This is a genomic window from Shewanella sp. 125m-7 (genome assembly GCF_052977045.1).
On record NZ_JBRILQ010000006.1, the window covers coordinates 93,000 to 111,830 of the forward strand.

Sequence of the window (18,831 nt, forward strand, 5' to 3'; positions counted from 1 at the left end):
ATTGAGTTTATTAGCTTCCATACTGTGAATTAACTATAGCCTGAATTGTTCACCTAAGTACACCGCACGAACCTGTTGGTTGTCCAAGATTTCAGCAGGCGTGCCTTCGGCAATGAGATTTCCGTGACTTACGATATAGGCATGCTCACAAACGTCTAATGTTTCACGAACATTGTGGTCAGTAATTAATACACCTAAGCCGCGGCTTTTAAGCTGCTCAATGATTTTTTTAATATCGATAACTGAGATCGGATCAACACCTGCAAACGGCTCGTCTAATAAAATGAACTTAGGGTTGGCCGCGAGTGCTCTGGCAATCTCAACTCGGCGACGCTCCCCCCCTGACAGCGCCATACCTTGGCTGTCGCGGATGTGGGTAATGTGAAACTCTTCTAACAGATGCTCTAATTGCTCTTCACGTTGCTCGTTATTGATATCATCGCGAATTTGCAAAACAGCCATAATGTTGTCGCGCACCGATAATTTTCTAAAAATACTGGCTTCTTGAGGTAAGTAGCCGATACCTTTGCGGGCGCGTAAATGCATTGGATCGAGTGTTAGATCGTCATCATCGATAAAGATCTTACCTTTGTCACTCTGTACTAGGCCAACAACCATGTAGAAAGTGGTCGTTTTACCTGCGCCATTCGGGCCAAGTAAGCCGACAATTTGTCCTGTTTTTACGGTTAAACTGACATCTTGCACAACGGCGCGATTCTTATAGCTCTTAGCAAGGTTGACCGCTTTTAAGGTGATCTGGCTCATTGCTGTTCCTGCTTATTAACTGGCGTTTCAGGCTTTTCTTCTTGATAGGTTTCAGGCTGAATGATGGTGATAACTCTGTCGTCGCCCTTACCGGTACTTTCTGCAATAAGCTGCTGTAAACTGATGTTATATTTGATGCGGTTACCCGTGACTTGGCTACCATCTTGCTCTAGTGTCGCTTCGCCGACTAAGGTCAGTGTGCGCGTCGCTAGCTCGTAACGGATCTCTTTGGCGCTGGCTGTTGCTGGACGGCCATCTTCCATCATTTGGGTGTAAGTCGCCGGGTTACCTGTCGCTACCAGTGTTTTGCCGCTCTTATCTTCTTTTGAAAAGACTCGTAGCTCATCAGCATTCATCTTAATTGACCCCTGAGTAACCTCGACTGGCCCAAAAAAGATAACTTGATTGTTTTTAATGTCAGCCTCTTGGCTTGCAGCGGCGATTTTTACTTCTTGCTGCAGATCATCGACTTTAGCGACAGTGCTAAAACTGAGCAGGCAAAATAGGCCCGCAAGGATAGATTGATTGTATTTCATAGTGTCCTTCTACTCAGCTAAAGCCTGTCGCTTTAGCTGAGTGTAAAAGTGTTCAATTATAGGAGTGTTACTTAGCTTCGTAGATCCCTTCTACTTGGCTGACTAGCTTTACACTCTGGGCATTCAGGTCGGCATATAAGCCTAAGCCTTGAATGACAAATTCGTTGCCAGTGACGTGGATCATTTCATCTGAGGTCATGATCATGGTATTCAGATCAAGCTCAAGATAATTTGTGCTTAGGGTCTGAATCGGCTCTTCTGGACTAATAGAGTCGATAATAACATTGTTTTCTAAGGTTACCTTACTGGTCATATTATTGAGACTGCCTTTAGCGCCTTGAAGCCGCCATTGGGCTTGACCGTCATCGGGGTAAATCAGATAAACAGGCTCAGTAAAATAGGTCATATTGACGCTATCAAAGTGTTCCATGTGTTTAGCGGTTACTTCGCTGTTGATTAACCCTAACTCGTTATATTCGATGCTGCGTAGATCATCGATAATATAGTCTGGTCGCTGACTCATATCGATATTTAGCTCTTGTTCGCTTTTTTTCGACTGAACTTGCCAATATAGCAAAAGTGCAGTACCAAAAAAGAGGATAATCGCTAGGGTAACGCGGTTCATATACTCATCCCGTGGGCCGAGTCGAATTTATCCTGGCTTAATAGCAGTAAATCAGTGAGCTCACGTAACGCGCCGTGGCCGCCCTTAATATGTGTGGTCATCTTGGCGTGTTGTTTAACATATGGATGACCATCGGCCACGCAAACAGAAAGGCCAACTTGTTGCATAACGGGTAAGTCGACCATGTCATCACCTATGTAAGCCACCTCTTCTGGGCTAACATTATAAAGTGATAGTAGCTCATTATAAGGTGCAAGCTTGTTATCGACTCCTTGGTAGATATGAGTGACCCCAAGGGCTGTAAATCTGTCTTCGACGATTTGTGATTTACGTCCTGTGATAATAGCCACTTGGATGCCGCCAGATAATACCGAGCGCACACCATATCCATCACGGGTATGGAATGTTTTAAGTTCCTCACCGCTGTTACTCATGTAAACCAGGCCATCAGAAAATACGCCGTCAACATCGCAAATCAGCAGCTTGATTTTGCTAGCAGCTTGCCAAATATCATCGCTAATAGGGCCATATAAGCCTTGTTTAGACATATTAAATTACTCCTGCCTTTACCATATCTAGCATGTTTAATGCGCCTACTGGCTGTTGTTTATCGTTAATCACCACTAGGCCATTAATACTCTTAGTATCCATGACTTTTAATGCTTCTGCTGCAAGTACATTATCAGTAATCGTCACGCACCCTTTGGTCATCACTTCTGCAATTGGCGTGGTTCTTAAATTGACCTCGGCATCAATCACTCGGCGCAGATCGCCGTCGGTGAAGATCCCGACTAAAGTGTTGCTATCATCGACAACCGCTGTCATGCCCAGACCTTTTTTAGAGATCTCGTACAGGGCGTCGGTAATGCAGATATCATCTTGTACACTCGGCAACTCATTACCCTTGTGCATCACATCGCTGACTTTTAATAGTAATTTACGCCCAAGACTTCCGCCAGGATGAGACAGTGCAAAGTCATCTTGAGTAAAGCCGCGAGCCTGTAATAGTGCAACCGCAAGGGCGTCACCCATAACTAACGTCGCTGTGGTGCTCGATGTTGGCGCAAGTCCAAGTGGACAAGCTTCTTCTGGCACTTCAATACAAAGATGCAATTGGGCCAGTTTTGCCATATTCGAATCAGGTTTACCCGTTACCGATATCATAGGTAATCCCATGCGCTTAATGACAGGCATTAAGGTTAAAATCTCGCTCGATTCGCCCGAATTAGAAATGGCCAGTACGATGTCATTTTCGCTTAAAACGCCTAAATCACCGTGACTGGCTTCACCTGGGTGTACGAAAAATGCAGGTGTGCCTGTGCTGGCTAACGTAGCTGAAATCTTGTTGCCTATGTGGCCAGACTTGCCCATACCCATCACAACCACTTTACCTGTGCATTGCAAGATCAGTTGGCAAGCTTGGGCAAACTCTGAAGAGTCAATGTACTGATATAGATTATCGAGTGCTTGCTTCTCTATATCGATGACCTTAGTGCCCCATTGGCGTAGTTGATTTGCATCTACCATTTCTTGGTCTCTCTTTAAATTGCTGCTTAACGTATCGCACTCATTACTTAAGATAGGAAGAGTAATGCTTGGTATGCGATAAATGTAATAAGTAATACAACGCCGTGCCAGGGTTTTAGTTGTCTAGCGCGGCCAGATAATAAGATCAGTATTGCCAGTGCGCTGCTCGTTGCAAGCACCATATAAAAATCGCGCGTACTCGCCGCAGCGTCAACTGCGCCTGGCGCTATGATGCCAGGTATAGCAAGTACTGCTAGAATATTGAATAAGTTTGAACCAACTATGTTACCAATCGCAAGGTCGTCTTCCTTTTTTAAGACGCCTGCCACACAAGCGGCGAGTTCAGGCAGGCTTGTGCCGACGGCAATAATGGTTAATCCGATTACTAAATCAGATAGATGGTAGGCTTTTGCTATGCCAACGGCACCTTGCACCATCCAGTCAGCTGATAATGGTAACAATACCATACCAACCACAAGCCATAAAATAGCCTTACGTGTTGGCACATCCGCAGGGATTTCATTTTCAGCATCTTCGGCTAAGGCATCACGGTTTTTATTGTTTAAACCGTGCCAAATAAGATAACCCATTAAAGCGATAAATAGCACCAATAAGCTAATGCCTTCGATACGGGTTAAAAAACCATCGTAAAGGAAGTAGCCTACAATCAGTGTAGCGACTAACATCATGGGGATTTCGCGTTTGAGTGTCTGTGAACTCACCGAAATGGCACCTAGCAAGGCAGTAATACCTAGAATCAAAGTGATGTTAGCGATGTTAGAGCCGAGGACGTTACCAATGGCGGTGTCTGTCATACCGTCGAGTGATGCGGTTGCCGCGACGAACATTTCAGGGGCTGAACTCCCCATAGCGACAATCGTTAAACCAATTAACATTGGTGGTAAACCAAGGTTACGAGCAAAGGCGGCTGCACCATAAACAAACTTATCGGCACTCCAAACAAGGGCACCTAAGCCTGCGACTAACATGAAAATATTAAATAACATCGATTCTTAGTATTTTTGGGTATAGCCGCGTATTTTCGCTGTAATTGAAGAAAAATGAAAGTATTGAGGCGAGATAGTCTTGATTTGGTTGTGCCTCATTAGTCAATTACGTACAATTTCTCCCTTTCCGGTACGGAAAATGGAAGTTTCCATTAAATAGATGCAGGGCGCTTGCATGACTCAAATCTCCAAAACATTGGTTGAAACCCGAAATATGACTTTTAGTCGCGGCGAGCGAGTCATTTTTGAAGACGTGAGTCTGTCAATACCTCAAGGTAAAGTCACCGCGATTATGGGGCCAAGCGGGATAGGAAAAACCACATTATTAAAGTTGATTGGTGGTCAGTTAACCCCAGATAGCGGCAGCGTGTGTTTTGACGGCATTGATGTGCATAAGTGCAGTCGCAGCGAGTTATTTACTCTGCGTAAACGCATGAGCATGTTATTTCAAAGTGGCGCACTGTTTACCGACATGAATGTACTCGACAATGTCGCGTTTGCGTTAAGAGAACACTCTGGTTTACCCGAAGCCATTATTCGCCGCATTGTATTAATGAAACTCGAAGCCGTAGGGCTTAGAGGCGCGGCGAAGATGATGCCTACAGAGCTCTCTGGCGGTATGCAGCGTCGAGCAGCATTAGCTCGTGCAATCGCATTAGAGCCTGAAATGGTGCTTTACGATGAACCATTTGCTGGGCAAGACCCGATCTCTATGGGGGTATTAGTTAAGCTTATTCGTGAGCTTTCTGATGCGCTTAACCTGACTTCTGTTGTGGTATCTCATGACGTGGTGGAAGTGCTCGGTATTGCGGATTACGTTTATGTACTCGCAGATAAACGTATTATCGCTCACGGTACACCCGAAGAGCTACGTTTAGCCGATAATCCAAAATTAAAACAATTTATTGGTGGGGAGCCAGATGGCCCCGTGCCATTCCACTTCCCTGCAGAAGATTATAAGAAGGAACTACTCAGTGAGCTTGATTAACCAAATTGCTCGATTAGGTAGGTCTGCAATTGAGTTAGTGATAGGGCTTGGGCAAGCGGGTCTTATGCTGTGGGGAGCGATTGCACATCGGCCAAGATTTAGAAAAGGCGTGCCACTGCTGATGAAACAGCTGTATGTGGTGGGCGTGCAGTCGATGGTTATCATTTTAGTCTCAGGCCTGTTTATTGGTATGGTGCTGGCACTGCAGGGCTATAATATTCTTGTGGGCTTTGGCACCGAAGAAAGCCTTGGGCCGATGGTGGCGTTGAGCTTATTAAGGGAGCTCGGCCCGGTCGTGACTGCGTTGCTGTTTGCTGGCCGAGCGGGTTCAGCACTAACGGCAGAGCTTGGCCTTATGAAGAGTACCGAGCAGTTAGCGAGTCTTGAAATGATGGCTATTGACCCTCTGAGACAAATTATAGCGCCACGTTTTTGGGCGGGCGTGATCAGTTTGCCATTGTTAGCCCTGATGTTTACTGCTGTAGGGATCTATGGTGGTCACATCGTTGGTGTGGAGTGGAAAGGCATAGATAGTGGCAGTTTTTGGTCGATATTGCAGGCGTCGGTTGAGTGGCGACAAGATATTGTTAACTGTATTATCAAGAGCTTTTTATTTGCTGTGGTGGTGACATGGATTGCACTTTATCGTGGCTACCATGTTATTCCTAACCCGGAAGGCATTAGCCGTGCAACGACTCAGACAGTAGTACAATCGAGCTTAGCAGTGTTAGCGTTGGATTTTTTACTTACTGCGATGATGTTTGGCCAGTAATTTTTACGACGACGCAGGAAGCTTCCACGCCGTTAATTATTGTTTAGATTTATTGAATAGAGTGGTAAATGAGTTATGTTGACAAGGAAAATTGAGATTCTAGTCGGTCTATTTTTATTGTCCGGCTTGGCAGCCTTTTTAGTCTTGGTGTTTAATGTTGCCAACGTCGAGGTCAAATCGGGCGATAGCAGTTATACGTTGCGCGCCAAGTTTAGTAATATTGGTGGTCTTAAGGTACGCTCTCCCGTTAAAGTCGGTGGCGTGGTGGTTGGCCGCGTGAGTGCAATCAATCTTGACCCAGAGAAGTTGGTGCCGATAGTCAGCATCGCAATGGACAAGCGTTATCAGTATTTTCCGGAGACGAGTAGCTTGTCTATTTTGACATCCGGTCTGCTGGGCGAACAGTTTTTGGGGCTTACTCCGGGTTTTATGGATGACGATATCGAATTACTAGTCGATGGTGACAGTATTGAGGACACCCATTCAGCACTCGTTTTAGAAGAGTTGATAGGTCAGTTCCTGTATAGCATGGGGTCAAAGGATTAACCTTTATAGAGCAAGTCTTAGGAGTATATAGAATGTTGAAAGGTGTTTATCGGAGCATCATGTTCGCCTTGGTAGCTGTGTTCAGTTTCGGTGTGTCGGCCGCAGGCGTAACAGCAAGTGCTGACATCGACCAAACTAACCCTTTTACTTTGGTTGAAGCCGTTGCAAACAAGACCTTTGCTCGCTTTCATCAAGATAAAAAGTTGATTGATGCCGATCCGGATCATTTAAAAGTGATTGTAACCGAAGAGCTGATGCCGTATATCGATTACAAGTATGCATCTTATAAGGTATTAGGTCAGTATCTTAAAGAGACGAGCAAAGATCAGCGAGAACGTTTTGTTGAGGCATTTCGAGACTACTTGGTTGCAACTTACGCGCAGGCTTTTACCGAATATACCGACCAAACTGTAGAATATGGCAGAGCCGAAGATTTTGCCGGTGAGAAGTTTGTCAGTGTTAATGTACAAGTTGTAGAACAAGGCCGCCCGGCAATTAAGTTGCAGTTTAAAGCGCGACGTTTAAAAAATGGTACCTGGAAAGCGTTTGACCTAGTGGCCGAAGGCGTTAGTTTGTTATCATCGAAGCAATCAGAAATTACTAACCTTGTTCGCCAACAAGGTATTGAGTCTGTGATAAATATGCTCAAAGAGCGCACGACTCAGCATATTGATTTAAACGCTAAAGAGAAACAGAGCTAGTGGCAAGCTTTAAGCAGCAAGGGATTTATTGCACAATATCGGGTCGACTAGATCAAGATGTTGTGCGCAGTCTATGGGATAGACGCAAGGATATTTTAGCGCCAGAGACCGCATTTTTGCAGCTCTCTGCTATTGAGTATTGTGACAGCGCTGGCGTGGCATTTTTATTTGAGTTAGCCAGTATTTTTGCCGCCAAAGGTGCAAGTCTTGAGTTAGTCTCGCCTTCAGAGCAGCTTAAGAAATTTATTATATTATATGATTTAAACGACTTCTTTATTGAAGAAGCTAAGTAAGGTGAATAGTTCCATGGAATGCAAAGAAATTGAAACCATCCTTTTAGACGCGCTTTCTTTAGAGGAAGTTAAAGTGACCCAGGAAGGGACACACTACAAGATTGTTGCTGTAGGTGAGTGCTTTGACGGCATGGGACGTGTGAAACAACAACAGACAATTTACGGCCCATTAATGGCCCACATTACTAGCGGTGAGTTACACGCTATTACGATTAACGCCTTCACGCCAACACAATGGAAGCGTGAAAAAGTCTTTAATATGTAATCGCGGATTTAGAGAGTTAAAGTGGATAAATTAAAAATTGAAGCAAGTGGTGCACTTGCTGGAAACGTGGTTATCTCAGGCGCTAAAAATGCTGCCTTGCCAATCTTAATGGCAGGTGTGTTGGCGGAGACGGACTTCAATGTTTCTAACGTTCCAAATCTAAGAGATGTGAATACAAGCTGCGAATTACTGCGCTGCTTAGGTGCTGAAGTGACTCGCTCTGGCACTGACAAAGTACGTATCTCTACAACGAATCTTAATGAGTTTTGCGCGCCGTATGAGTTGGTTAAAACCATGCGTGCATCGATTCTTATTTTGGGCCCTTTACTTGCACGGTACGGCACTGCCGATGTGTCTTTGCCTGGTGGCTGCGCCATTGGTGCCCGCCCTGTTAACTTGCATCTGCAAGGTCTTGAACAGATGGGGGCACAAATTGAAGTGCAAGAAGGCTATATTAAGGCACGTGTTGATGGCCGCCTAAAAGGCGCGCATATCTTTATGGATATGATTAGCGTTGGCGCGACAGAAAACTTGCTAATGGCAGCATCATTGGCCGATGGTGAAACCATTATCGAAAACGCTGCTCGTGAGCCTGAAGTGGTCGACTTAGCAAACTGCTTGATTGCTATGGGCGCTAAAATTGAAGGTGCTGGCACCGATACCGTGCGCATTCAAGGTGTCGAGTCACTTAAAGGTTGTGATTACCGAGTGATGCCTGACCGTATCGAAACCGGTAGTTTCTTGGTCGCGGCAGCTGTGACGCGTGGCAAAATCCGTTGTACTAAAGCGGATCCTAAGTCACTTGAAGCCGTTTTGGCAAAGCTTGAAGACGCTGGCGCAAGTATCACAACTGGTGATGACTGGATTGAGTTAGATATGCAGGGTAAACGCCCTAAAGCGGTGAATATTAAGACCGTAGCTTATCCAGGCTTTCCAACTGATATGCAGGCGCAGTTCTGTGTGTTAAACGCACTAGCAGAAGGCACATCAACCATTACCGAAACCATTTTCGAAAACCGCTTTATGCATGTACCAGAGCTTAGCCGCATGGGCGCAACCATGGAGCTGGAAGGCAATACGTGTATTATTCACGGTATTGAAAGGCTAAATGGTGCGCAGGTGATGGCAACGGATCTTCGTGCATCAGCAAGCTTGGTGATTGCCGGTTTAGTGGCAGAAGGTACGACAACTGTCGATCGTATTTACCACTTAGATCGTGGTTACGAGCATATCGAAGACAAATTTAAAGGCCTAGGCGGACACGTTGAACGCGTTAAGGCATAAGGTTTAAAATCCTTAGCAATGAAAAGCCATTTAAGTGTATTCACTTAAGTGGCTTTTTTGTTTTATGAGCTAGCGCAAATAACAAACTGGTGAAACAAGAAGCAGATCAAATCAAACTTAAGTATTGGGTGCTATGTTTGTGTCATGCCTGTATTTGTCACGTTTAATATTTATCTTTTTTACGGCCTCGTATTTTTTTCGATGGGCTGTGCCGTGGTGTTTCGAAATTTTCGTTACAGTCAATTAAAGGTGGCTCCCACGCTTTGGGCTTTGGCCATATTCGGTTTTTCTCATGCCTTTCATGAATGGTCTGAACTGTACGTACTTATTTTTTCAGACCATATAGCCCCTCAATATGGTTTACTGACTCAATGGCTCTGCTTGGTAAAGCTATTCTTATCCTACGCTGCCTTGATGGTATTTGCTTGGCAGATATTAACCATTAGCAATAAACGCCTGGCGTATATTGGCCATGGACTGATTATCGCGCTACTTTTGAGTTACGGCTATTTAGTGATCCCTGACTTACATCATCTTGCTGTGAACAAAACCGGTTTTGAAGAAGCTAGCCGCTATACGCGTAGTTTAGTCGGGTTTGGTTCAGCGGCTTTGGCGGGGATAGGCATGGTGTTCTATGGCAACAGTTTACGACAAGAGGAGCATGGTTATGGGTTGTACTTTGCGCTCTGTGGTGTTGGGTTAATGATTTACGGTGTACTGTCAGGCTTGGTTCCGACGGAGTCTCATCATAGCGTACCCGTTTTAAGAACTTTTGCTGGTGGCCTTATTTTAATTGCACTGTTTAAGGCGCTTAAAGTCTTTGATTTAGAAAAAGAGCAGGCCACAGAGGCAAAGCTTAAGCGGGCGATAGAAGCAGATAAATACAAGGCGATTGGTCAACTGGCGATGGGGGTCGCCCATGAGATTAATAACCCACTGGCCTCATCTACTTTAGCCTTGGATTTGTGGGAGCGAAAACATCCACAAGTATCTGAGTCTGAAACCAACTACCTAAGTCGTGTCCGTCTTGGCATTGAGCGAGCCTCATCGATTAGTAAAGAGCTACTCAGTTATGCTCGGCCAGCTTCGGGGAGGCGCAGCTTTATCACAGTCAAAGGCGTGTTGGATTCGGCGATAAAGTTACTGGCGCACCGTACTAAACAGCATCATATTGAGCTTGAATGCAGTGCCAGTATCATTTTATATGCAGAAAAAATTAAGCTCGAAGAGCTGTTTATTAATTTGCTCTGCAATGCCATTGACGCCTCTCATCCCCATAACGCTATTGTTATAAAAGCGATACAAGATGACGAGAAGGTTTGTATCTTGGTTGAAGATTCGGGGAGCGGTATGAGCGTAGAGGAACTGTCTCGCGCAACTGAACTATTTTACTCCACCAAAGCGATAGGGCAAGGCACGGGTCTTGGTTTGGCAATTTGTGAACAAATCATGTCACTACATAATGGGAAAATGAATATCGTGAGCAGCGAAGGAAAGGGAACGCGGGTAGAACTAACATTTTATCGGGAGCATTATTCATGACCGCCGTTTTACTCGCAGAGGACGACTTAGAGCTTAGTCAAAATATAGTAGAAATACTTGAACTTGAAGGCTTTAGCGTTACCGCTGTCGAAAGCGCTGAGGCGGCCATTGCCGTGAGCGAAAAACAACACTTTGATATTGCCTTGATGGACTTGTTGATGTCGGGGATGACCGGGGTTGAAGCTATTTCTAACCTGCGCCAAAACCAACCCTTACTCGCAGTCATTATTATCACAGCCTATGCTACTGTCGATACCGCTGTGGATGCGATGAAAAAAGGTGCCGATAGCGTGATGACTAAGCCTTTTAAAAGCCATGAGCTTATCGTCACCATAAGACGAAGTTTAGCGGAGAAGCAACTGTTCAAGAGCCGTGTCGATCTTGACCCAGATTTAGTTTATGGCGCTCTGGCTAATCCTTATCGGCGTAAAGCCCTTAAAGTGCTTGCAACGCATAAAGCGCTGAAGTTTATGGATCTATGTCGTTTAGTTGAAATTGAAGACCATACCAAGTTTAATTTCCATCTGCGGCAGTTAAAGAAGGCAGGACTTGTTACGCAAAATGAGAGTAAGATCTACATTTTGACAAACACTGGTCAATTTGTGATAACAAATCACAACATTTCTCATGGTTGATTTTTTATATTAAACAATGCGTTAGATGTAAGTTGATAACAAAAGTTCACAACTTTCTCGTACTAGTGAATTCTAATTATCTATCTCTTTAGTAGTAACTCTTCAATACTTGAAACATGTCCAAAGAGGCATATCAATCGCCATTCTCTGCAACGTTGGCGATGTGAATAGCAATGTTGAGGATGAACTTATGAACACAACAATTCCATGTAAAAAACTATTACTCGCGAGCATGATCACCATGTTGGTTGCTTGTGGTAGTGATAACAATAACGAAGTAAACCTACCTGTTGAGAACACTGCGCCTGTCGCAGTGGCTGATTTTGCCAATGTTTTGGCTGAAGATGTAGTGACAATTGATGTACTTGCCAATGATACCGATGCAGATGGTGATACTTTATCCATCGTGTCAGTCGATTCCGATAGCGCTGTCGTTAAAGATGGCAAAGTCGACTTTACAGCAGGTTCTGAAACGGGCGAAGTGAAGTTTAACTACACCATCACCGATGGTACCGATGAAGCATCTGCTGTGGTGACTGTGACTGTTGAGGCGCAACCTGAGCCTGAGCCGCTAACTTATGTTGGCAGCGCGGCATGTGCGGGATGTCATAGTGGTAAATATGAGACCTTTAGTAAAACGGGTCATAATTTTAAGATCCAAAAAATTGCTAACGGTGAGCAACCTGCTTTCCCCTATACTCCTGAGGAGTCGATTACAGGAGCTATTGACTTACTTCAAATTGCAGGCCCTGATGCTGACGGCACAACGAACAACGCCTTAGGTGCACCAACAAGCTATGACGATGTGACTTATGTCGTCGGTGGTTACCACTGGAAGATGCGCTGGTTAGATGCCGATGGTTATATCGTTACTGGTACCAATGTGCAGTACAACATACGTAACGCAGAGGGTGAGCTTAATATCCCCGATAACCACCTTAATGACCCCGATGTGATGGGTAACTATAAAACGGGGGATATGAACTACCAATACAAGTGTGGCAATTGTCATACTACTGGTTGGAAACGCACTACCGAAGGAGATGATGTTCGTAATCTAGAGCGTCAAGATGACCTACCAGGTATGGGCGGCACATTTGCTGAGCAAGGTATTCAGTGTGAATCTTGTCATGGCGCGGGTAGTGAACATATCGCTGCACCATCAAAAGATAATATCACTAAGATAGCTATGGCCCGCACTACGGAAGACTTCTTAGCTGAAGATATGGCTTTTGGTAAAGCGGTTACTTGTGCTGAGTGTCATACTCGTGATGGTGAGAAAGATTATCCAACTTTTGTCAGTGCTTATAATGTTGCCTTCCCTGACGGTAGCAAAGTGGGTGGTCGTATTATCTCAAGTAGTGGTCTATCTAAGCATCACCAGACTGGCGATGAAATGCTAGGTGTCGTTCCTGAGGATCATGGTACTTACAAAGCGGGCGAAGAGATTGGTCCTAAGAGTGGTATGGCGTGTACCACTTGTCATGACTCTCACAAGTCGACGGTCAATCAAGACAGCGCTGATGGTCTACACACTGGAGCAGTGAAAGAGTGTACCGCTTGTCATGATAAAGAGTTTGCTGAAAACACTTGGGCTGCTGGGCCGCATAAAGCCGCTGAGTGTACCGACTGTCATATGCCAAAGCTTGCCAAGAGTGCCGTCACTCATTTAGGTGAAGATGGCACAACAGTATTTGGTGATGTGAAGTCTCACTTGTTCACTATTGACCTTGACCCAGCGGCAAAGCAGTTCACCGAAGATGGCAAGTTCCAAATGCCATGGTCTACCGCACAATACTCTTGTGGTGAGTGTCATGCAGACTATACACAGAGAGCTGAGGCGTTACCTAAAATCCATAAATAAAAACAAAATCATCATTATTTAGTCCCTCCCGACAAGCCACGCTAAGCTATTTAGCGTGGCTTTTTTTGTGCGCCGAAGGTTGAGCTGCGAACGATAAACCTGAACAAAGTTTAATCTGGAATTGATGAGCGACTCAGTAGGGATTGTTATAGTCGTAATGACACAAGAAAGGGAGAGCAATATGTCATTATGGATGAGAGCCACTATTTTAGTTGGATTAATCAGCGCGGCAATAGTCTGTTATATCGCGGGAGCGGCAAAAGGGGCGACAGGCCTAGTTATTTTTGGGGTGCTATTTGAATTGGCATTTTGGGTTGGTCTGTTCAAACAAAATAGCAGGTTCTAGGAAAGGCTAAGAAAGATCCTAGGTTCTAGGAAAGCAGGAAAAGCCAAGAAGCTAAAGCTAAGGCTGTAAAGGTGAATAGGGTTGAGACTGTTGAAGCTGGTGCAAGAGCAAGTCGATTCAGCAAGAGAATAAGCATTAAATGAAAAAGGCAAAACAGCTGAACTGTTTTGCCTTTTCGCGTTTTATGTTTTGCTAGCACCTAGCACCTAGCACCTAGCACCTAGCACCTGCTAATTCTCAGACCTAGAACCTAGCACCTAGAACCTAGAACCTAGAACCTAGAACCTAGAACCTAGAATTTAGCACCTAGCACCTAGCACCTGCTAATTCTCAGACCTAGAACCTAGCACCTAGAATTTAGAACCTAGCACCTAGAACCTAGAACCTAGAACCTAGAACCTAGAACCTGCTAATTCTCAGAGCTAGAACCTGCTAATTCTCTGACCTAGAACCTAATTATTATGAACAGGCTTTTCACCTATCACTACAGGGACCTCAAAGGATTTACCCTCTCGAATAACGGTCATAATCACCTGTTTACCCGGTGTGGTTTCAGCAATTCTATCCATCAGCATCTCAACACCTGGAATCGATTCACCTTCATATTTGGTGATCACATCGCGAGGCTGTAACTTAGCTTTTGCTGCTGGACCATTAGGGTCAATTTCGGTAATCACGACACCTGTGAGATCGGGGATATTTAATATTTGCGCCATAACCGGGCCGACGGCTTCACCACTAATGCCAAGTGCACCACGTATAACTCGGCCATTTTTAATCAGCTTACCCATAATGCTGTGGGCTAGTTTAATTGGGATGGCAAAGTTAATACCGTGCCCACCACCCTCAGCGCCAATCTGAAAGGCGGCGGTGTTAATACCAATAAGTTGGCCTGCGGTATCAATGAGTGCGCCACCTGAGTTGCCAGCATTAATGGCGGCATCAGTTTGTAGGAAATCTAAATAGCCAGAACTTAATCCGTTGCGACCCGTTGCACTGATAATCCCTTGAGTAATGGTTTGTCCTAGGTTGTATGGATTACCAATAGCCAATACCACATCACCAACACGAACTGGGATATCTAGGCTTACAGGTACAACAGGAAGGTTGTCACCTTCAACTTTCAGTACCGCTAAATCAGTTTCAGGATCAGAGCCAACAACTTCAGAGGTAAACTTACGGCCATCTTGTAGTGCAACGACAATCTCATCGGCTCTCTTAATAACATGGTAGTTGGTAAGAATATAACCTTCTTTGCTCATAATAACGCCAGAACCAAGGCCTTGAAGAGAACCTGGATTTAACGGTTTAGATTGGTCGATACTCAGGCTATAGATGTTGACTACGGCTGGCGCCGCTCGGCGTACGGCAGTAGAGAATGATAGCTCGTTACTATTACTGGAGACTCGGCTAGTTATGCCGTTCGTTAGGCTTTGGCCAGTAATTAGCGGTAAAATAAAAATGATAACAGCAGCCATGATAAGGCCAAAAAGAACGGCTTTACCGACATATATAAGAGTGTCTTTAATGATCATGGTCGGAGAATTAATGCTAAAAAGATGAAATATATTAACATGTTTGTACGAATTTGTACTTAACGCGCATGATAAAGCGGTTCAAGTGCTAAAAAGACAGCCGAGCACTAGGGCTCGGCTGTCAATTATAGCGAGTTATTAATCTTATCTTAAGATTAAATATAAACTCGTATTATCGCGCTTAATCTTTAGTGCGACAGAGCCTTTTTGCTCTTCAAGCGCAGACTTAAGTGTCTTTAGATTGTTAACCTTAGTACGATTTACGCCGACGATGACATCGCCTTTTATCAAACCACTTGCCGCAGCAGGAGAACCTTGGGCAACATCAGTAATTTCAACGCCTGATGTGCTTGCTGTTTCAAGTTTAGCTCCTTGCAACATTGGGTGTACGGCACCAGCTGCAGCCTCTGCAGCTTGGGTCGATTCTCCTAGCACCGCAGTGACCGTTTCGTCATCGCCGTCTCGGATCAAGCCAAACTCAACTTTGCTACCCGCGCCCATAGTGGCCACTTTAGCGCGCAGTTCTTGGAAGCTCTTAATGCTGCGTCCGTTTACACTAACAATGATATCACCGACTTTTATACCCGCTTTATCGGCAGCACTGTCTGGCATAACTTCGTTAATAAAACCACCGTGTTGGGTATCAATACCGAAGCCTTTAGCGAGCTCGTTGGTGAGGTCTTGTCCCATTACACCGAGCACACCACGGCGCACTTCACCGTGCTCAATAATTTGTTGAACCAAGTTATTAACCATATTGGCAGGGATGGCAAAACCAATTCCCACGTTGCCGCCGCCGGGAGCGACGATAGCGGTATTAATACCGATAAGATCACCGTTAAGGTTAACCAGTGCACCACCAGAGTTACCACTATTGATTGCAGCATCGGTTTGAATAAAGTTCTCTAGCATTTCAATGCCTAGGCCGCTTCGACCCATGGCACTGACAATGCCTGAGGTGACGGTTTGCCCAAGGCCAAATGGATTACCAATGGCTACGGCAAAATCGCCGACCTGCAGCTCATCAGAATCGGCGCGTTTTAACGCAGTTAGGTTTTTGGCTTTGATTTGTAGCAGGGCAATATCAGATTCTGCATCGGTACCAATAAGTTTCGCTTCGACTTCACGACCATCGTGCAGGCCAATAAGGATCTCATCGGCTCCTTCAATCACATGGTTGTTAGTGACTATGTATCCTTCTTTGGCATCGATAATTACCCCTGAACCCAAGCCTTTAAATGGCCGCTCCTGAACTTGCTCGCGTGGGGCATTAGGGCCAAAAAAATAACGGAATGCATCGGGTACTTTTTGCTTGGAAACATGGGTGCCAGAAACCGCTACCGCTACCACGGCAGGCGTTGTTTTTTGTAACATCGGCGCTAGACTCGGTAGCTCTTGACCACCGACAGCCAAAGGTATTGCAGCTTGAGAAACAACTGGGGCTAAGGTCAGAGTTGCGCCTAAAAGGGCTGCTGAAACTAAGGATAATTTTGTCTTCATTTATATATTGCTCCAATTTTTCAAAACTAAATTGAATGACTCCTCAATAATAAGGGCTGCGCTAGGCACTTAGCACTGAAAGAGCTTTCATTCATTATTGATTCCGACTCAAATGAGTATCAAAAAGTTCATCAATTATTAACAAAGGTTAACTTATCCCCAAGACGCTATGCGACGACTGTCTGATTCTGCTTGATTAAATCGACATTATCTTCAAGCTTGCTTGCCGGTTTAATCGTTAATTCTGCTAATTGTTTCTCTGTTATTGGAGAGGTAAAAAGAGTTGCTGACGCGTTCCACTGTTGATTAACTCGGTTTAGTTGCGCCGTTAGCTCTGCAAGTTGCTTATGTTGCTCGTCGAAATGATCTGACACTTCTTGTTTATACTGACTCATTTCTAACTGAGTTTGCTCTAATTGCTCATTATTGCATTTATGGCGATTATTCTTAGCCAGTAAAGTATGACCTACATAGCCAAATACGCCACCAATCACAAATGCGGCAAGGGTTAATGCCCACTCCATATAGACTCCTAAATATACTTATATGATGCTGATTGAGCCAAATATACATCGACGCTTTCTAGCGTGGTACTGTTTACTGAAAATTAGCCGCCAAACGGCTCATATTAGGCTGATTTATGTGTGTCTTCTGTCAATGTTGAGTGATTTACGTGTCCAAGCTGAATCTGCATTGTGGCTTTCTTGTGTGGTACGACTTACTGTAAAGTAGTTTGCTGAAAACTTAGTTTACTCAAAAATAAGACGTCAAACGGCTCACATTGAGCTGATTTGTGTGTACCCCCTACAAATAGAGAATGATTTACGTGTCGCAATTAACTCCATGGCAGCATTATCAGCAAGACTTAACTCGAGACGATTTTTCACATGACGCTGCGCAAGAGCTAGCCGTAAAACAGTTACAGCGGGTCTACGATGATTTACTCGCTTTAAATGATCGTCAGAGAAAGAGTGCAGGATTGTTTTCGTTTTTTTCTAAGAATCAGAAGCAAGCGGTACAAGGTTTGTATCTATGGGGGGGAGTAGGCCGTGGCAAAACCTATCTGATGGATACTTTTTTTGATGCTCTTCCAGGTGATAAGAAGTTGCGAGCGCACTTCCACCGCTTTATGCATCAACTGCATCATGATCTTGCTGAGCTGCAAGGCCAAAGAGATCCGCTGAATATTATTGCTAAAAAGATGGCTTCGCAATATCAAGTGATCTGCTTCGATGAGTTTTTTGTGTCAGATATAACCGATGCTATGTTGCTCGGTACGCTATTTGAATCATTGTTTGCCGAAGGTGTGGCATTGGTTGCGACCTCTAATATTATTCCTGATGATTTGTATCGTAATGGCTTGCAACGTGTACGTTTCCTACCTGCTATTGCGGCTATTAATAAGCACTGCGACATTCTAAATGTCGATTCAGGGGTCGATTATCGTTTAAGAACGTTAGAGCAGGCTGAAATATTTCACTCGCCACTGGATGTACAAGCTGAGCAAAACCTACAAGAATACTTTAACAAACTCGCACCAGAATCAGAGGTGTCGACGCTAGGTGTCGAAATTGATGGGCGTATTATCGATATTCGTCAACAAGCCCAAGGTGTTTTGCTTATTGATTTTAGAGCCTTATGCGATGGGCCGCGTAGTCAGCGTGACTATATGGAGGTCGCAAGGCTTTACCATACTGTACTGCTTAGTAATGTAGAGCAGATGGGAGAGCATTTGACTGGCGATGACATTGCACGTCGTTTCTTAGCTATGGTCGATGAGTTTTACGAGCGCAATGTTAAATTGATTATCTCATCGGCGGTATCACTAGAAGATATTTACACCTCAGGCTTGCTTGGCTTTGAATTTAGGCGTTGCCGTTCAAGGCTGACAGAGATGCAATCTCATGATTATTTGGCCTTAGAGCATATCCCGTAGTAGTAAACTGCGGTTAAATTAATTGTTAGCGGCTTATAGCTTATAATTGTGCTGGCACGATAGTAGAAAACTGATGCGGTTTGTAATGCAATAGCTTTTATATATAGATCTTTAAAGATAGACCATAAAGCTTTTGCTGATTCGATAAAGCACTAAAGTGTAAT

21 protein-coding genes are annotated in these 18,831 nt (G+C 44.5%); 12 read left to right on the forward strand and 9 right to left on the reverse strand.

The window, feature by feature from the left end:
* Window positions 1–33: 33 nt before the first annotated feature.
* The 6 genes from lptB to ACVBIL_RS04530 all read right to left on the reverse strand — a co-directional run bounded on the left by lptB (window position 34) and on the right by ACVBIL_RS04530 (window position 4,460).
* Window positions 34–765 carry an LPS export ABC transporter ATP-binding protein gene (lptB, locus tag ACVBIL_RS04505; RefSeq protein ID WP_447165797.1) on the reverse strand — a complete coding sequence of 244 codons (732 nt, stop codon included), beginning with the start codon at window positions 763–765 and terminating at the stop codon, window positions 34–36.
* On the reverse strand, window positions 762–1,301 hold the full coding sequence (gene lptA / locus ACVBIL_RS04510; protein ID WP_447165798.1) for a lipopolysaccharide transport periplasmic protein LptA: 540 nt from the start codon (window positions 1,299–1,301) through the stop codon (window positions 762–764). Before lptA ends, lptB begins: the two co-directional genes overlap by 4 nt.
* Before the next feature lie 67 nt (window positions 1,302–1,368).
* Window positions 1,369–1,926, reverse strand: coding sequence for an LPS export ABC transporter periplasmic protein LptC (lptC, locus tag ACVBIL_RS04515; RefSeq protein ID WP_447165799.1), 558 nt, complete (start codon window positions 1,924–1,926; stop codon window positions 1,369–1,371).
* The gene (gene kdsC, locus ACVBIL_RS04520; RefSeq protein ID WP_447165800.1) at window positions 1,923–2,474 is read right to left on the reverse strand and encodes a 3-deoxy-manno-octulosonate-8-phosphatase KdsC; all 552 of its coding nucleotides are present in this window, start codon (window positions 2,472–2,474) and stop codon (window positions 1,923–1,925) included. Before kdsC ends, lptC begins: the two co-directional genes overlap by 4 nt.
* 1 nt (window position 2,475) lies before the next feature.
* On the reverse strand, window positions 2,476–3,453 hold the full coding sequence (locus tag ACVBIL_RS04525; RefSeq protein ID WP_447165801.1) for a KpsF/GutQ family sugar-phosphate isomerase: 978 nt from the start codon (window positions 3,451–3,453) through the stop codon (window positions 2,476–2,478).
* Between the two features lie 47 nt (window positions 3,454–3,500).
* A complete protein-coding gene (locus ACVBIL_RS04530; RefSeq protein WP_447165802.1) occupies window positions 3,501–4,460 on the reverse strand; it encodes a calcium/sodium antiporter in 960 nt (319 codons plus the stop codon).
* Between the two features lie 175 nt (window positions 4,461–4,635).
* On the opposite strand from ACVBIL_RS04530, the gene mlaF reads away from it, so the two are divergent.
* The 11 genes from mlaF (at window position 4,636) to ACVBIL_RS04585 (ending at window position 13,696) form a co-directional block, all read left to right on the forward strand.
* On the forward strand, window positions 4,636–5,448 hold the full coding sequence (gene mlaF / locus ACVBIL_RS04535) for a phospholipid ABC transporter ATP-binding protein MlaF (RefSeq protein ID WP_447165803.1): 813 nt from the start codon (window positions 4,636–4,638) through the stop codon (window positions 5,446–5,448).
* A complete protein-coding gene (gene mlaE, locus ACVBIL_RS04540) occupies window positions 5,435–6,220 on the forward strand; it encodes a lipid asymmetry maintenance ABC transporter permease subunit MlaE (protein ID WP_447165804.1) in 786 nt (261 codons plus the stop codon). Before mlaF ends, mlaE begins: the two co-directional genes overlap by 14 nt.
* Window positions 6,221–6,295: 75 nt before the next feature.
* On the forward strand, window positions 6,296–6,766 hold the full coding sequence (mlaD, locus tag ACVBIL_RS04545; RefSeq protein ID WP_447165805.1) for an outer membrane lipid asymmetry maintenance protein MlaD: 471 nt from the start codon (window positions 6,296–6,298) through the stop codon (window positions 6,764–6,766).
* A 32-nt stretch (window positions 6,767–6,798) separates the two neighbouring features.
* Window positions 6,799–7,467 (forward strand): MlaC/ttg2D family ABC transporter substrate-binding protein, encoded by a 669-nt coding sequence (locus ACVBIL_RS04550; protein ID WP_447165806.1) that lies wholly within the window; start codon window positions 6,799–6,801, stop codon window positions 7,465–7,467.
* The gene (locus ACVBIL_RS04555) at window positions 7,467–7,760 is read left to right on the forward strand and encodes an STAS domain-containing protein (protein ID WP_447165807.1); all 294 of its coding nucleotides are present in this window, start codon (window positions 7,467–7,469) and stop codon (window positions 7,758–7,760) included. The genes ACVBIL_RS04550 and ACVBIL_RS04555 overlap by 1 nt, the downstream gene beginning before the upstream one ends.
* A 13-nt stretch (window positions 7,761–7,773) precedes the next feature.
* Window positions 7,774–8,025 (forward strand): BolA family protein, encoded by a 252-nt coding sequence (locus tag ACVBIL_RS04560; RefSeq protein WP_028766454.1) that lies wholly within the window; start codon window positions 7,774–7,776, stop codon window positions 8,023–8,025.
* A gap of 21 nt (window positions 8,026–8,046) precedes the next feature.
* Window positions 8,047–9,309: a UDP-N-acetylglucosamine 1-carboxyvinyltransferase gene (murA, locus tag ACVBIL_RS04565; protein WP_447165808.1), complete on the forward strand. Its 1,263-nt coding sequence runs from the start codon at window positions 8,047–8,049 to the stop codon at window positions 9,307–9,309.
* A 216-nt stretch (window positions 9,310–9,525) separates the two neighbouring features.
* Complete coding sequence (locus ACVBIL_RS04570) at window positions 9,526–10,851, forward strand: sensor histidine kinase (protein WP_447165809.1); 1,326 nt, start codon at window positions 9,526–9,528, stop codon at window positions 10,849–10,851.
* A complete protein-coding gene (locus tag ACVBIL_RS04575) occupies window positions 10,848–11,486 on the forward strand; it encodes a response regulator (RefSeq protein ID WP_447165810.1) in 639 nt (212 codons plus the stop codon). Before ACVBIL_RS04570 ends, ACVBIL_RS04575 begins: the two co-directional genes overlap by 4 nt.
* A gap of 190 nt (window positions 11,487–11,676) precedes the next feature.
* Window positions 11,677–13,350, forward strand: coding sequence for an Ig-like domain-containing protein (locus tag ACVBIL_RS04580; RefSeq protein WP_447165811.1), 1,674 nt, complete (start codon window positions 11,677–11,679; stop codon window positions 13,348–13,350).
* Between the two features lie 181 nt (window positions 13,351–13,531).
* A complete protein-coding gene (locus ACVBIL_RS04585) occupies window positions 13,532–13,696 on the forward strand; it encodes a hypothetical protein (RefSeq protein WP_447165812.1) in 165 nt (54 codons plus the stop codon).
* A gap of 452 nt (window positions 13,697–14,148) precedes the next feature.
* Here the strand turns inward: ACVBIL_RS04585 and degS are convergent, their stop codons facing one another.
* The 3 genes from degS to ACVBIL_RS04600 all read right to left on the reverse strand — a co-directional run bounded on the left by degS (window position 14,149) and on the right by ACVBIL_RS04600 (window position 17,255).
* A complete protein-coding gene (gene degS / locus ACVBIL_RS04590; RefSeq protein WP_447165813.1) occupies window positions 14,149–15,231 on the reverse strand; it encodes an outer membrane-stress sensor serine endopeptidase DegS in 1,083 nt (360 codons plus the stop codon).
* A gap of 144 nt (window positions 15,232–15,375) precedes the next feature.
* Window positions 15,376–16,731, reverse strand: coding sequence for a DegQ family serine endoprotease (locus ACVBIL_RS04595; RefSeq protein ID WP_447165814.1), 1,356 nt, complete (start codon window positions 16,729–16,731; stop codon window positions 15,376–15,378).
* A gap of 167 nt (window positions 16,732–16,898) precedes the next feature.
* Window positions 16,899–17,255 (reverse strand): ZapG family protein, encoded by a 357-nt coding sequence (locus tag ACVBIL_RS04600; RefSeq protein ID WP_447165815.1) that lies wholly within the window; start codon window positions 17,253–17,255, stop codon window positions 16,899–16,901.
* Between the two features lie 302 nt (window positions 17,256–17,557).
* Here ACVBIL_RS04600 and zapE point away from each other — a divergent pair, with 302 nt between their 5' ends.
* Window positions 17,558–18,667: a cell division protein ZapE gene (gene zapE, locus ACVBIL_RS04605; RefSeq protein WP_447165816.1), complete on the forward strand. Its 1,110-nt coding sequence runs from the start codon at window positions 17,558–17,560 to the stop codon at window positions 18,665–18,667.
* Window positions 18,668–18,831 lie beyond the last annotated feature (164 nt).